Below are 14,890 nucleotides of genomic sequence, written 5' to 3' on the forward strand. Positions count from 1 at the left end.
ATACGATTTCCGGCGGCATCGTCATCACGCCGCCGGAGCCGGTCAGGATTGTTCAGTTACTCTGTTTTTTCCCGATCAGCTATCAGTTTCATCATATCTTTCTGGCGAACCGCCAGTTCCCGGATCTGCTCTGCATAGCAATCGGCAAAATCGCCCGGCAATGGCGTTACTTCCCCTGCGGACACTTCAACCATTGTGCCGGTTTCATCTATACCCCAGACAACATTACCGTCACCGATAATCTTCATCAGCGGTATAATATCCGTCACATCATAATCCATAAGCTGCTGATATACCGATGTTATACGTGCCCATTCCGGCAGTTCATCTGTATCCATACCAAGAAGTACCACGCCGCGCCAGAATGTCCATGCCGGACCAACCGAATACAGTTCTGCTTCCGGCCAGAATTCTTCACGCACCATCACACACAGCCCGTTGGTGCGCTGACAAAATGCCGCGTATTCATCGGGTACCGGAAACCCCGCCAACGTGTCAATTGCCGCAACCGTATCTTCATCCGGTGCCGGTGCGGCTACCACCTGAAAATATTCACTGTCTAACTCTTCAAGAATTTCCCATATCCGCTGGTGAAATTGTTCTGCTGTCATCATTCATTTTCCTTTTTTTCATTAATAACATACGCATACACGCGCAGACGCCCCTGTTCATCCCGCTCAGAATAAGCGCCCTGTAATTCCGGGGCAAAGCCTGGGAAACGATCGCCCGTCTCTTCCAGTGCCAGAAAATAGTGCTGAACAGGTGCTTCCCATACTTCGCCGGGCACCACACATAACACACCCGGCGGATACGGCAGCGCCCCTTCCGCCGCGATGCGCCCGGCAATATCCGCCACCGCCACCCGCTCTGTATTGCCACGGACAAATTCGGTATGCGCCGCTTTCGGTGACATCCGCACCGCCGGAAAATGCGTGCGCCGGAACATCTCTTTCTGCCGCTGCTTTACATTGTGCCGGACAAACAAATCATGCATTTCCTGACATAACTGCCGCAGTGTATATCCCGTATAGCGTTCCGGATATGTGCGGCAGAGTGATGGCAGCACGGTTTCCAGCGGGGCATCCGCATTCAGTAATTGCTCAAAGCGGGCAATCTGCCTGACCAGATGCTGCATTTTTTCTGTTGTTTCTGCCGGGGTCAGCAAAAATAAAATGGAATTGAGGTCGCATTTCTCCGCCACAATATTATTTTCCCGCAAATAATACGCCAGTATTGTTGCAGGCACACCAAACGCCTCGTATTCGCCCGTGCAGACATCCACACCCGGTGTGGTCAGCAGCAGTTTGCAGGGATCGACAAAATACTGATCTTCTGCATACCCGTCAAAGCCGTGCCAGCGCTCACCAGGGATAAAATTGAAAAAACGTCGGTCTGTGGCAATAACCCCGGTTTCAGCATCCGCCCACGGGCGTCCGTTTACCGTTTCCGGGATAAACGGACGGATAAACTGACAGGTGCGCAGCAACAGTTTACGTGCCTCAATCCCTATTCTTACGCATTCCGCCCACAGCCGTTTCCCCGGCTCCCCCGCATGTATTTTTGCATTCACATCCAGCGCGGCAAACAAGGGATAAAACGGGCTGGTGGAGGCATGCATCATAAACGCGTTATTCATCTGTTTATGAGAGACATACCGCGCCTGTCCCTTGATATGACGATCTTTTTTTATGGATTTGTGATGCCTGGGAAAACCCTGCCATCTGCTTATGAACAGATTGTGTGACCAGGATGCCCGGATCATATTCATTGAGTTCCAATAGCAACGGAGAGCACATCTGCATCATCGGGATAAACTGCTCATATCCCACCCAGGCAGAGTCAAACAAAATGTAATCACACAGGGAACCAATGCTGTCCACTACCTGACGGGCGTTATATACCGTGCCGTCATAGGTGCCAAGCTGAATAACCGCCAGACGAAACGGACGCGCCTGTGTTTCCCGCCCCGGTGCGGCTTCTGCAATCCGCGCCCGCAGATAATCCTCATCAAAACAGCGGGCATCGATCCCCCCGATTAACCCGTACGGGTTACGGGCAGCCTCCAGATATACCGGGGTTGCTCCTGCCTGGATCAGTGCGCCGTGATGGTTTGATTTATGATTATTACGATCAAATAATACCAGGTCGCCGGGCGTCAGCAGCGCATTGAGTACCACTTTGTTTGATGAAGAAGTGCCGTTAAGCACAAAATACGTTTTGTCGGCATTGAATACTGTTGCCGCATGTTGCTGAGCCGCACAGGCCGCCCCCTCATGAATAAGTAAATCACCCATCGCGGTATCTGCATTGCATAAATCTGCACGAAAAACCGCATCACCGAAGTAGTCCGCAAACTGACGCCCGGCGGGATGACGGCGGAAGAACGCCCCGCCCTGGTGACCCGGACAAGCAAATGAAACCGGATTTTGCGCGGTATAATTCATCATACGCCCGAAAAACGGCGGCGGCAGCCCGTCACTGTATGCCTGTGCCGCCTGTAGCAACACCTGCGGGTAAACGCCGCTATCATCCTCATTCAGATTAATAACCCCGGTAATCCCCTGCGGTACAGATGTTATCACCGCTTCGCCTTTGCCAATTATCACAAAAACCGGCTGACCAAACCCCTGCTGTTCAATACGCCGGAACTGCCCGTTTTCAATATCATCTGTTGTGATAAGGCACAGCGCCACATCGGTAAAATCACACTCTGCAAGGGAAACCACCTCACAGGATATCTCTGTCAGGTCAGTGAGCAACGTGCGCAGGAGAGTGCTGCAAAGAGAACTGACAGCGAATTTTTTATTTTTCATAGCGATCCGGCATGATAATGATCCCTGACACAGGGTGTCAGCGGAAAAAAAAAGAAACGGGCTTTTAGGTAAAAATACGATGGTATACAGAAATTACAGAGGAAATGACCTGCGGGCCATAAAGTGACTGAAATCAAAGCAGCTGCGATGGGAAAACTGCATCAGGTGTGTGACACGTCTGATGTGCGGCCGGGAACGGTTATTATTTTCCATAGCGCAGACTCCGGAAACAGGCGGAAAGACCGCCGGGATGGCGGTCATCATAGCATGAGAAACACAGAGAATTACACCCTGTTTACGACGTTATTTTCTGGTTTGCGGAGCTGTTTTCCGCATGGGAAAAGCGGGTATCGGTCAGTTGAAAACTAAAGTCATCACGGTCAATCATGCCGGTGATGTTATCTGAGTCATATAATGCAAGGGCAAACTCCGCCATCTGTCCGCTGGTATGATAGCGCCCGAATACGGCGTCATAATCATACGAATCCACCTTATTTGCCACCTGACCAAATGCCGTCTGTGTCGCTGCCGGTGCCAGTACTTTAGCGCGCAGTTTTGCTCCGCTGCGGATAAGCTCCCGCGCCAACCCCTCAGTGTACGCGCTGACAAAGAATTTCGACGCGCAATAGGTGACCGCTGACGGTACAATCGTGTAGCCCCCCGCCGAGCTGATATTGATAAGCTGCGCGCCGTCAACATGCTGATAATCCTGTACATACAGCGCGGACAGAACTATCAGCGCATTCACATTCAGCGCGATCATTTTTTCCGCCTCTGCGACAGATTGCTCCGCCACGCTGCCGTAATAACCAAAACCGGCATTATTGATCCATGTAATCATGGTCAGGTCTGACAGAGAATGATAAAGCGCCGCCGCACTGCCGGGCGCTGATAAATCACATACCCGGATTTCCACATTCACCTGTGGGTTAAGCTGCATCAACTCTGCTCTCAGCGCCTGCAACATGCCTTCCCGCCGAGCCACCAGCACCACACTGCTGCCACGGCGGACAAATGCCACGGCAAGTGCCCGCCCGATACCGGAACTTGCGCCGGTGATCACCACATAATTCTGACTGTTCATGCAAACCTCCTTTGACATTAGTCAGCGGAGCGTAAAAGATAGAGTGAACTCAAGGTCAAGAGGTGTGTATGTATTATTCAATCAGCCAGTTTTCTGCATTAACCGGTTTCAGCATCCATACCCTGCGGTTTTATGAGAAAACAGGTATTCTGGCACCTCTGCGCCGGGCAAATAATCACCGCAGTTACTCCGCCCGTGATGTCGAATGGGTAACCTTTATTACACGGCTGAAAGAAACAGGGATGTCGCTGAAATCCATAAAATATTATGCAGATTTACGGGCGCAGGGAGATGAAACAGCACAGGCGCGCATGCTGTTATTGCAGGAGCACAATGAGACATTGCGCCAACAGATAGCGGTACTCAATGAGAGTGTTCAGCACCTGGATAAAAAAATCAATTACTACAATGCGTTACTTAATACCGGCACAAAGTAACCATACATTAAGGTCGTCCGTGACCCCATTTTTTGCTCGCATACCTGCCGGTAATAATTATAACGCCGTCAATCAGTCAGTGGCGGTAAGACGAAATCTCTCAACTGAGTTCTGCAACGTCTGAGTCTGGCGCTCCAGCCCTGCTGCGGTTTCAGATACTTTTGCGACCAGTGCCGCATTTTGCTGTGTGACGGTATCCATCTGAGTGATAGCTGTTCCGACCTGTAATATTCCCTTGGTTTGCTCATCTGAGGCAACTGCAATCTCTTTCATAATCGAGGTCACTTCGGTTGTTGCTCTGACTATCGCTTCCATCGTTTCGCCACCACTGGCAACTAACTCAATCCCCTGATCAACACGGGAAACCGCATTGGCTATCAGCCGCTCAATCTCTTTTGCCGCATCTGCACTGCTGCTGGCAAGATTACGCACTTCTCCGGCGACCACCATAAAGCCGCGCCCGTGAACACCCGCTCTTGCTGCTTCAATCGAGGCATTCAGTGCCAGAATATTTGTCTGGAAAGCAATACTGTTAATCACACTGGTAATTTCGGCTATTTTCCGTGAACTATCAGAAATATCATCCATTGTGCGGATAACAGAGGCTATCATCTCATGCCCCTGATGCGCCGTTGATGAGGTCACTTCTGCCAGTTCACTGGCATGAGCGGCATTATCGGCATTCAGTTTAACGGTGGCGGTTATCTCTTCCATACTCGCCGCCGTCTGTTCCAGCGCGGCAGCCTGCTGTTCGGTCCGTGAGGAAAGATCAGTATTGCCGCGCGCAATTTCAGCCGCATTATCTCTCAAAGTATCACTGCCTTCACGGATAGAATGGACAGCATCGCGCAGACTTACCTGCATCTCACTGAGCAACGGAAACAGTTTGCCCACACAGTTGCGACCGGCTGTCTCACTGTCCACCTGCTGACTGAGGTCGCCACCGGCTATGCGGCGAAAATGCCGGCGCACACTCATCAGTGGGCGCTGCATCATAATAACAAGATATCTGTCGGAAAAAATCAGCACCAGAAGACCGAAAAGTGTCCCGGCAATAATCACTATCCGTGTGGTTGACATCAGTTCATCCACCAGCAGGCGGGTCTTTTCTATATGAGCATCTGCTATCTGCGTATATTCCTCTGTTGCCACACCAAAATCCCGGCTCAGTTTCGGTGTCACATTATGGGACTGATTGCGGTATGCAGCGATATCGCCCTGCACAGCCAGCTGCATCTGCACTTTAATACCCTCATCAAGCAGAGCCTGCCAGAGGGCAATAATATGTTCAGACACTTGCGGATCCATAGGTCCGGGTGATATCTCTTTCATCTGTATCAGGCGCTGTTCCATATTTTTCAGCGCCTGCTCTGATTGCGTAAAATCAGGAATCTCGCCTTCTGCTTTTCTTTCCATCTCACGATTTAACCTGGAGACAAACCGGAAATACTGATCATTTCCCTGATTCAACACAGTCAGTTGTGTGACTAACTGGCGATCCGTCATATTACCTGCAGATACTCTCGACAGCGACCAGTCACTGTAAAAACTTACGCATCCTAATGTCAGGCACAAAATACCGAGTATCGACAACATGACGAACCGGATGGAAAAATTTCGAAGTATCCACATACAATTTCCTTTACGGGGCGATAAAATGATCTGAAGAAGCTATACAGATCCTGTTATCGGCAGAAAATCCGAAAGGTATACTTTTTTATTATTGTTATGTTATCAATAAATGTATTGTTTTTAACAATGCAATATGCAGTGGATCTTCGGGGAGTGCAGGATGCTATCCTGTTGTTAATTAAAACTTATGTTTCAAACCCAGCATCACAAAATGCAGCCTGCTATTTTCATACACGCCACTGATACCCGGCTGCTCAAATGGCATATCACCGATCCGGACAAACGTATAGCCAAGCTCAATAGTTGTTGACGGTATTATCTGATAATCCCCGCCTAAACCAAAACGCCAGGCTTTTCCCATCGGGATATTAACAGTCCGGTTGGCATCATTGACGGGGCTGCTGTCATACGCAATACCTGTACTGAGTCTGAATTTCTCTGAAACCGAAAATTGCGTGCCAATGCTTGCATGCCACGTATCCTGATACCCTAAATTTTTGGTTGTATTAAATTGTGCATATGAAATATCCATTTCACCGAAACGTGACCACTGCTGCCAGTTAATACTGCCCAATAATGTCCATTGTTCATTTAACTGATGATAACCGCTCAATGTCAGACTTTGCGGCATAACAATATTAATCCGGCTGTTCTGCGCAATATCAGCGCCGGGAAATAAATCCCCTTTCAGCCGCCATTCAGACTCAGAAATATAATTTAAACCAATGCGTGTATTCTCATCCTTTTCATAAATAACCCCCAGTGACGCTGCATATGCCCAATCATTTGCGCTGAAATCTAATTTGGCCGCAGAAGACATGTTTGGCAAAGGTGTGCTTTTCATCTCCACTTTTCCCTGCGAGGCTATCAGGCTCATACCAACAGACCACTGTGGATTTATCCGCAGAGCCAGGCTGGGTGCCATCGCAATACCGGTAATATTCCCGTACTGAACATAACGGCTGCCGCTCCACTGCGGGTCGTAACTCAGCCCCAGCCCGTGACTGCCAAACAGACCAATACCGGCAGACCAGCGTTCATCTAACGCATGAGTGATATAAAGAGTGCCGAGCGGCGCGGTTTGTACCGGATTTCCACCGGAAACACCGTCATTATCAAGCTTTATTGTCATATCACCGCTGACGACTCCGGCACTTAATTGTATTTGTGTTCCGTCAAGTAACGCCATTCCGGCAGGATTTCCGGCAATGGTTGCAGGCCCCTGCGCCTTTGCTGCCGACCCTGCATTAGCAGATGCACTATTATCCGGACTGGTTTCATATAATGCCAATCCTCCGGCAAGAGCCGGACAGTTAAATAACAATGTCAGCAATAACCCATTAATATATTTATTCATTTTAAGTAAACTTGAGATGTGAATAAATCAGGCTCCGGAGAGCCTGATAGATTTAAAAACTAAGAAATTTAAAAACTAAGAAATTAAAAAATGAAGAATCAGCGGTTAACCGGGGATTTTTTATCAAGGCTGAAACCGTGACTGTAACTACTGTGGTCATTTGGTGTCACGATATTAAACCAGAACGAAAAATCATCGAGATAGGTATTAAGTTTTGCTAACCGTTCTTTATCGCCGGTAATGGTCAGACGGCCCTGCTTTTGCAATGTATCAGGATCTTCTTTTTGTCCCATAAAATCACGCAATGCTTTACTGTCAAGCGTCAGACTAACATCAGGTTTATCAGATAAATACCCCTGAATATGGCTCATAGTGCCGTTCTGAACAGTAATAAGGTATTTTTCGTTACTGTCCGAAATAGTCAGATTTGCCGTTAACGTATAATTATCTTCAGCGACCTTATTACCGTCCATACGCACAGCCATATAATCAAGGAAGCTGCTCACCGGCATCTCTGCCATCATATCCGGACTGCCCGCCTTGGTTGCCATACCATCAGGAACACCATTACGCAGCTCATAAGCCCCCATCAGGAAACTGTTACGTTCACCCGCAGATTCACTCTGATAGCCGAGTTGTTCCAGACAATCAGCCTGTAATAAACGGGCCTTTTCATTTTGCGGCTGCGCGAACACGGCATAATTAACCACTTCAGCGCACCAGCGATAATCGCCATTTTCTGATGCTTTTTTTCCTTCGGAGAGCACCTTGTCAATTCCGCCCATTGCCGCGACATAACGCGGCGCGGCTTCTGCCGGCGATAATGTTAATAGTTTTGCCGGATTAAGGTCTGAATATCCGAGATAACGGTTGATTACCGCTTTGGCATTACGGTGGTAGCTTCCGTGATAGCCCCGGTTATACCACTCTTTCGCAAGCACTTTCGGTACTTTAAACTCATCCTGAATCTCATCAATGGTAACGCCATGATTCGCCAGGCGCAGTGACTCATTATGAATAAAGCCATACATATCCCGCTGTTTTTCGAGGAATGTCGTAATATTGTCATTTCCCCAGCGAGGCCAGGTATGAGATGCCATGATCACATCAGCCTGCTGACCAAACTGCATCAGCGCCTGGTTGATATAAGCACTCCAGACTTTCAGGTCACGCACCGGCGCACCACGTAATGTATAGGCATTATGCAGACCACCGATGGTATTTTCAGCCGCCCAGAATGTTTTAAACTGAGGCAGCCAGGTATTCATTTCAACAGGTGCTTCCGTGCCCGGCGTGTTTTGCATCACCATGGTTACGCCGTCAATCGTAATTTCTTCGACAGGGTTTGATATCTCTATATTAGGTTTAATAAAGGATGTCTCACCGAGTGCAACACCTTTACCTATCGCCGCATCCACCTGACCTTTTGCATTTTTCGGCAGCATATTACCGTATTGATAGGTTGCCCTGCGTGCCATGGCATTACCGGCTAACACATTTTCACTGACCGCATGTTCAGTAAATCCAGCCGGTGCGATCACTTTCACTTTACCGCTGTCCACATCTTCCTGGCTGATAATGCCCTTAACACCGCCGAAGTGATCCGCATGCGTGTGGCTATAGACAACCGCAACAATCGGTTTTTTGCCCAGATGTTTACTGACCAGTTCATACGCGGCTTTAGATGTGGCCGGAACTGTCAGCGGATCAAAAACAATCCATCCGTTATCACTCTGAATAAACGTAATATTGGCCAAATCATAGCCACGGACCTGATAAATACCGTCGGTTACTTTATAAAGACCATGATTCATATTGAGCATAGCCTGACGCTTTAAGCTCGGATGAATGGTATCGGCAGACTGACCGGCATCAAGAAGAAATTTATAAGAGCCTAATTCCCATACTACCTTCCCATTCGCATCTTTTATTTGTAAATCTTTTTCCTGCGCAATTAATCCTTTTTTTGCCAAATCGAAATCATCAATATCTGACATTGGTAATGTTTTCAGAACATCATCAAACATATTTTTTGTTGATGCCGAACTGTCTTTCGAACTGATATCGACAGCGTGTGCCAGAGAATAAGCAGGGAATGTTAACGCTAATACAAGAGTTAATTTTTTTCATTTAATATAAATATCCTATATTTACCATTCTGAGATATACACTCAGTCATTCACACGACAGAAAAATGATGTTTGGTATATCCACATTTACGTAACATAATCATTAAAGAATGAAGGTTCATATTCCTTAAAAAAACGTTGCTGAAAATAAGATACAGATGTAATCATACTGACGGGTAATTCTGTTTATCAATAAAGGTATTCATTATTTAAATACCCCGTAATCTGCGATATCAGAATGAGAAACGGTAGCCTGCATTAAAGCGGTAGTGCTCATATTTATCACTATTCGCTTTTTCTATATCGATATGAAAAGCCTGCTTCGCAGAAACCTGAGCGGAAACACCAATTCCGGCAAGTAACCACTTATCACCAAAACTCTCGCTTTCGGTTGTATTATTTAAACGAAAATCGACATCTGCTTTATGCTCTTTTATATAGGAGAGCTTTGCATACACATTTAACGGCATCGGACTATTTTTTACATCATAACCCATATTTACCCCGGCACGACTTTGCAGAGACTGATAGCTGTCAACTCTGACCTGTAATCCATTAGACTCATTGAAATCAGTGTCTTCCTGGTAGCCATATGTCAGTTGTACCTGAGGTTCAATATAAAGACCTTCCTGCTTTTGATTAAAATGAAAGCGCTGCCCGGCCTCAATAGAAGCGGCATAGTAATTTGATGATGTTTTTGCACTGACATTGTTTCCGGCCGTATCACGGACACCAAAATCATAGGTCAGGTCAGAGAATTTAATTAATGAATCAACATAGAAACCGGACTGATGAATATACGTGCTGTACAACCCTAAATGGTAATTTTTAACTGAGCCATTCCCGGTTTTATACTTCTGGTCTGAGTTAACCAGGCCGCCCATAGCTCCGATATAAAGTGATCCGCCCTCAACCATCAGACGTTTATCAATACCGGTCTGCGTACCTCCGTAAGTTGTATCAAAATCACCCACGGCCTGACTTGTTCTGCTGTCAAATCCTCCGCCAAAACCGCGGACCCAGATATCACCTTCGGATTGGCTGTCCCGCAGCTCCCCCATACGTTGTGACAACGTCTGCGTTTCTGCAATATTCAGCAAGTAACCGGCATTAACAGCACTGATCGGCGCTCTGCCGCCCTCGCTGATAACAGGTTTATCTCCGCTGCCACCACCGGACTGACCGCCGGGTGCATAAAGCTCCCAGTCATTACTATTTTGTTTTAATTCATAAATATATCCGCCGAGCTCTACTTTATTTTTCAGACTGAAACCGCCATTTCCGTCAGCAGTTTCAACAACAGTGTGTTTCTCCGTCCCATTGGTATCAGCGGAACCATTATTAAGGACATTCAGTGTGTGCGAGCCATCCGTGCTGCCGGTCACTTTCAGTACATCGCCGGAAACGCTTTTTGTACTGGTTGCCGCAAGGTCTGTGCGCAAAATAAATTCGCCGCTGCCACTCAGGTCGTTAACACTTAACACGCGGAAATCAGTACCATCCGCCGCACCCAATGCAACGGTGGCATTGTTTGCCAGCGAGAGAGAGTTTACCGTTGAGTCATCCGTCAACTCCCAGTAAGCATCATCAACAGAAATATGGGTTGTTCCCCCGCCCGGCGCCTGCTCCCCGGGAAGTACTGCCCCTTTCCAGACAGAGCCGCTTTTAAGCAAAACATTTGCCAGCGAGTTTTTATCGTGAGTCAGAACATTGCCGTTCCATACTGCATTTTGGCTGAGATTAAGGTTTAATATTGCCTTATAACCATTTTTATCAATGGTATAAGCATCTCCCGTCAGCCTCGCATTGTCTGATAAATTAAAAACCATATCGCTGTCTGTATTAGTGGCATTGATATAAATTGCACCTTTATCACCACTGACGTGACTGTTAGCACCGCTGACATTCACCAGTGAACCGCCGTCAAGCGATCTCAGTGCCCACTTATCAGATTTCAGAATCGTATTATCTAATGTTAATGATGACACATCACTTGATGAGCCTGATGCACCACGAATAAAACTAACACCATATTCTGCATTCGCGGTAGTAATATAACTATTAGATAATGTTGCGCCCGCATTATTGCCCTGAAATTGTATTGCCTGCGCATTATCTTCAGCATTCAGGCGCAAACCATCCGCCACCAGGTGACTATCCGCTGTAATAAAAACAGCCACTGCTGCATTATCGCCGGACACATTTAATTCTGAATTAATCAGATCAATAGTTCCGCCATTTATCGCCTGCATCGCGACATAGCCCTGAGCACCATCACTTTTCTGGCTTTTATAGTTAATAACCAGATTATCGCCATATACTCCTCCGTCACTACTTCCGGCCATAAATATATTCTGTCCCAAATTACTGGTAATACGACTGTCTTTCAGACTGAGATCTTTATGGGCTAAAAATAGTGAGGATGCGGCATCATAATTAGCATCAGAAATAATTGTAAGCCGCTCGCCTGAAAAGGTACTATTATTTTGTGATGACATAGAATAAACAGTATTCGAACCAGAGCCTTCAACCCTGATGACGGTATCAGACATCGCTAAATCGGCACCATTGCTTAAAATAAAAATCCGACCATTTGTTGAAGTTAATTCAGAATTTTTTTATATTTCCAGCCGTTCCTGTATCATGTAAATTTAGGAGATACAAACCACCTAGCCTTTCTGTATAATTCCCTGTTAACTTTGCGCCATCAATATTAAGGCTGCTGCCGCTTTTAATTAAAATACCTGTACTCGCCTGGTCATTACCGGAAAACACATACTCCCCTCCGGTAATATTAATACTGCCGGCATTGACAGCCGATAAACCATATCCCGCGTTTCCGATACCGGATACAGTACCGGTTACACCCGTCATATTTAACTTTCCGCCATCTACCTTAATACCACTACTACCTCTGATATCAATAGTGTCACCACTGACCAGATTTTTTTTCCTGACCGACACCGATCGTTATGGGTGAAGTAACAGATTCAGCAAATACCGCACCTGAACTGAATATAGCTGAATGAACAAACAATGCGATTACTTTTTTTTCTCATAAAAAAACCCATCCTTTATATAAAAAAATTAACATTACATTAATATAATGAATACAGAAAACAGCATTTAATCAGGATTTATTTTAATTAACCAGCCTCAATTAATTGATTTAAATAAGAAAAATAATACAAACACCAATCCATATATAGTACGAAATATGATATTTTTTATTTTTCACAAAAATATAAAATAGGGTCGGCAATCAATTTTTCATACTATGCAACACAACTGACGGACTAATACAGTTGATATAGCACAGTCCTAAAAATAATGACTCAAATTGTCAATGATTACGTAAATATATCTATAAATGTCATAAAATGTGTATTAGCATTAAACCCAATACACTGTAATATTGAATATGAAATCGTTCATAATCTGAGATCTCTATTTGAAACCTATATAAGAGATAAAATTATAAGAAAGGGCTGACAAAATGAATTCTGAGATTTATCATTACTATATAATAGGCAATCTTATCAGCTGGATTGAGGATAATCTGGAGAACGAGCTTAACGCTACAATAATTTCAAATAAATCCGGCTACAGCATCAACTATCTGCAACGAAAATTTAAAAGAATAACAGGTCACTCAATTTCAGAATATGTACGCCGCCGTCGTATATTCAGGGCAACACTGTACCTTTGCCTGACAGGAAAAAGTATCGCAGCAATTTCAAAACGTTTAGGATATAGATCATCATCCGTATTTATTCATCTTTTTAAAAAAAAACTTCCTCACCACACCTTTAGCATACCGACGAAATAAAGTACTGGATCTTTTTAATGCGCTGCCACGAATTGAATTAATGAAGGAAAGACCAAATATTGAGATTGACAGACATATAGAGAATGAAGAAATAACACTTTACGGAAAAACATATAACTACACAATTGCCGTTACTGACTTTGATAAACCACACTACCCGATCAGAAAAGTTTTCCGTGAAAATTTTTTTTACAGACACAGGGTTCAGTTCTGATAACTACTGTACAGCTGCCTGGTATTCCCCCTCATTTGATGACCAGCATATTGATGTATCTTATTTTATTGGCACAGATGATATAGCAGTGATGAATTCCTGCCCGGAACACTGTAAATATATAACTATGCAGTTTAAAAATGCCAAATCATTTAAATGTACAGACCACATCATCAATCCTTATGACATCATAATTGACGTCCTGTTCAGAATATTAAAAGAATATAATGAAGGATGGACAACTGCATGGGATTTTGAAAGGTTCGGGCTGACTGATAATAACAGAGTAACTTTAGAGTATATCATACCGGTTCGGTATATTAATAAGCAGGTTAAAAATGAACATTAATCATAATGTTTTTAAAATAAGTAATCTGATTGCATTTCATTCTATTGTTGATCATGGTAGTTTTTCTCTGGCAGCTAAGCTTACACAACGTTCTCAGGGCCAGTTAAGCCAGATAGTCAGTACAATAGAAGAAGCCTGTGGTACAGGGCTGTTTATACGAACAAGCTCCGGTGTCCAACTAAATGAACAAGGACATATTTTTGCACAGGAATCCCGGAAATACCTGGAATCCTATAATATTTTTTTGAAAAACATCAGTAACTTATCTGAACCTGATGATAAATCTATAGTAATTTATGCACCACCGGGTTTTATTCATTATTTATCATCCCATATAATACAGCCATTATCAGTTAAATTTCCCTATATTTCAGTGACAATGAAAAAAATGTCACTCCGGTGATATTAATAACTACGACCACCTTCTCCGTGAAGCCGATATTATTTTATCTTTTGTTCCTTCACTACACCCTATGACTGTTAATACAGAATTAGAATTAGAAATGGGTTTCTACACCGGTATACATTATGCAGAAAACACTGATCTATCTCATCCATTACATTTATTAAAAGAGAAATGTATTGTTGTTGACAGCTATGGTTCAGAACATAATGTATGGCGATATTGTGATAATGAAAAAATAAACAAATTAGATATACAACCAAAGTTTCAATGTCATGACATCATATCTGCCATTATTATGGCAACAAATAATATAGGAATTGTCTATGTCCCTAAAATAGTAGCGGATGAATATGTGAATACAGGAAAACTCAGACCGCTACTTTCCTCATTTAATCTTAAAGTGCCATATTATATTATTTATAAAAAAAGAAAAAAAATATAAATAAAAAACATAACACCCGTTCGATCCTTTATTATAAAACATGTAAATTCAATGAATTAGGAATGGTATGGCATTACAAAACACATAGATATCAATACAATTACTTACATTACTTTTTATTTTTATAAGTCAGTTAACATATAATAACATGATGTGATATTTAATTAAGTTTAACAAGTATTTAACTGGTAACCAACT

At 44.4% G+C, this 14,890-nt stretch carries 13 protein-coding genes and 1 pseudogene; 5 read left to right on the forward strand and 9 right to left on the reverse strand.

Annotation, left to right across the window (positions count from 1 at the left end):
* Positions 1-56: 56 nt before the first annotated feature.
* The 4 genes and pseudogenes from AYY16_RS07280 to AYY16_RS07290 form a co-directional block, all read right to left on the reverse strand.
* Positions 57-614, reverse strand: coding sequence for an SMI1/KNR4 family protein (locus AYY16_RS07280; protein WP_223861115.1), 558 nt, complete (start codon positions 612-614; stop codon positions 57-59).
* Positions 611-2,813, reverse strand: a pseudogene (speC, locus tag AYY16_RS07285) (ornithine decarboxylase). Before speC ends, AYY16_RS07280 begins: the two are co-directional and overlap by 4 nt.
* Positions 2,814-2,906: 93 nt before the next feature.
* Positions 2,907-3,026, reverse strand: a complete 120-nt coding sequence (locus tag AYY16_RS21830; protein WP_223861114.1) for a hypothetical protein — start codon at positions 3,024-3,026, stop codon at positions 2,907-2,909.
* Positions 3,027-3,108: 82 nt separating this feature from the next.
* Entirely contained in the window at positions 3,109-3,897 is a 789-nt protein-coding gene (locus AYY16_RS07290; protein ID WP_067363954.1) for an SDR family NAD(P)-dependent oxidoreductase, read from the reverse strand.
* A gap of 68 nt (positions 3,898-3,965) precedes the next feature.
* On the opposite strand from AYY16_RS07290, the gene AYY16_RS07295 reads away from it, so the two are divergent.
* A complete protein-coding gene (locus AYY16_RS07295; RefSeq protein WP_067363957.1) occupies positions 3,966-4,334 on the forward strand; it encodes a MerR family transcriptional regulator in 369 nt (122 codons plus the stop codon).
* A 72-nt stretch (positions 4,335-4,406) separates the two neighbouring features.
* Here AYY16_RS07295 and AYY16_RS07300 read toward each other — a convergent pair whose 3' ends face one another.
* The 5 genes from AYY16_RS07300 to AYY16_RS07320 all read right to left on the reverse strand — a co-directional run bounded on the left by AYY16_RS07300 (position 4,407) and on the right by AYY16_RS07320 (position 12,326).
* Positions 4,407-5,966 (reverse strand): methyl-accepting chemotaxis protein, encoded by a 1,560-nt coding sequence (locus AYY16_RS07300; protein ID WP_190973064.1) that lies wholly within the window; start codon positions 5,964-5,966, stop codon positions 4,407-4,409.
* 178 nt (positions 5,967-6,144) lie between these two features.
* On the reverse strand, positions 6,145-7,323 hold the full coding sequence (locus tag AYY16_RS07305) for an OmpP1/FadL family transporter (RefSeq protein WP_067363963.1): 1,179 nt from the start codon (positions 7,321-7,323) through the stop codon (positions 6,145-6,147).
* Between the two features lie 98 nt (positions 7,324-7,421).
* Positions 7,422-9,350: an alkyl/aryl-sulfatase gene (locus tag AYY16_RS07310; RefSeq protein WP_082970623.1), complete on the reverse strand. Its 1,929-nt coding sequence runs from the start codon at positions 9,348-9,350 to the stop codon at positions 7,422-7,424.
* Positions 9,351-9,685: 335 nt separating this feature from the next.
* The gene (locus AYY16_RS07315) at positions 9,686-11,950 is read right to left on the reverse strand and encodes an autotransporter outer membrane beta-barrel domain-containing protein (RefSeq protein ID WP_067363969.1); all 2,265 of its coding nucleotides are present in this window, start codon (positions 11,948-11,950) and stop codon (positions 9,686-9,688) included.
* A 109-nt stretch (positions 11,951-12,059) separates the two neighbouring features.
* Positions 12,060-12,326, reverse strand: coding sequence for a hypothetical protein (locus tag AYY16_RS07320; protein WP_067363972.1), 267 nt, complete (start codon positions 12,324-12,326; stop codon positions 12,060-12,062).
* 622 nt (positions 12,327-12,948) lie between these two features.
* Between AYY16_RS07320 and AYY16_RS19645 the strand changes: the two genes are divergently transcribed.
* The 4 genes from AYY16_RS19645 (at position 12,949) to AYY16_RS07335 (ending at position 14,692) form a co-directional block, all read left to right on the forward strand.
* Positions 12,949-13,281, forward strand: a complete 333-nt coding sequence (locus AYY16_RS19645; RefSeq protein ID WP_082970625.1) for a helix-turn-helix domain-containing protein — start codon at positions 12,949-12,951, stop codon at positions 13,279-13,281.
* Between the two features lie 176 nt (positions 13,282-13,457).
* Positions 13,458-13,844, forward strand: coding sequence for a hypothetical protein (locus tag AYY16_RS07325; RefSeq protein WP_067363975.1), 387 nt, complete (start codon positions 13,458-13,460; stop codon positions 13,842-13,844).
* Positions 13,834-14,247 (forward strand): LysR family transcriptional regulator, encoded by a 414-nt coding sequence (locus AYY16_RS07330; RefSeq protein ID WP_067363978.1) that lies wholly within the window; start codon positions 13,834-13,836, stop codon positions 14,245-14,247. Before AYY16_RS07325 ends, AYY16_RS07330 begins: the two co-directional genes overlap by 11 nt.
* Before the next feature lie 100 nt (positions 14,248-14,347).
* On the forward strand, positions 14,348-14,692 hold the full coding sequence (locus tag AYY16_RS07335) for a LysR substrate-binding domain-containing protein (RefSeq protein WP_162271045.1): 345 nt from the start codon (positions 14,348-14,350) through the stop codon (positions 14,690-14,692).
* Positions 14,693-14,890 lie beyond the last annotated feature (198 nt).

The sequence above is a fragment of the Morganella psychrotolerans genome, from assembly GCF_001676155.1.
In the GTDB taxonomy this organism is placed as follows: Bacteria; Pseudomonadota; Gammaproteobacteria; order Enterobacterales; family Enterobacteriaceae; genus Morganella; species Morganella psychrotolerans.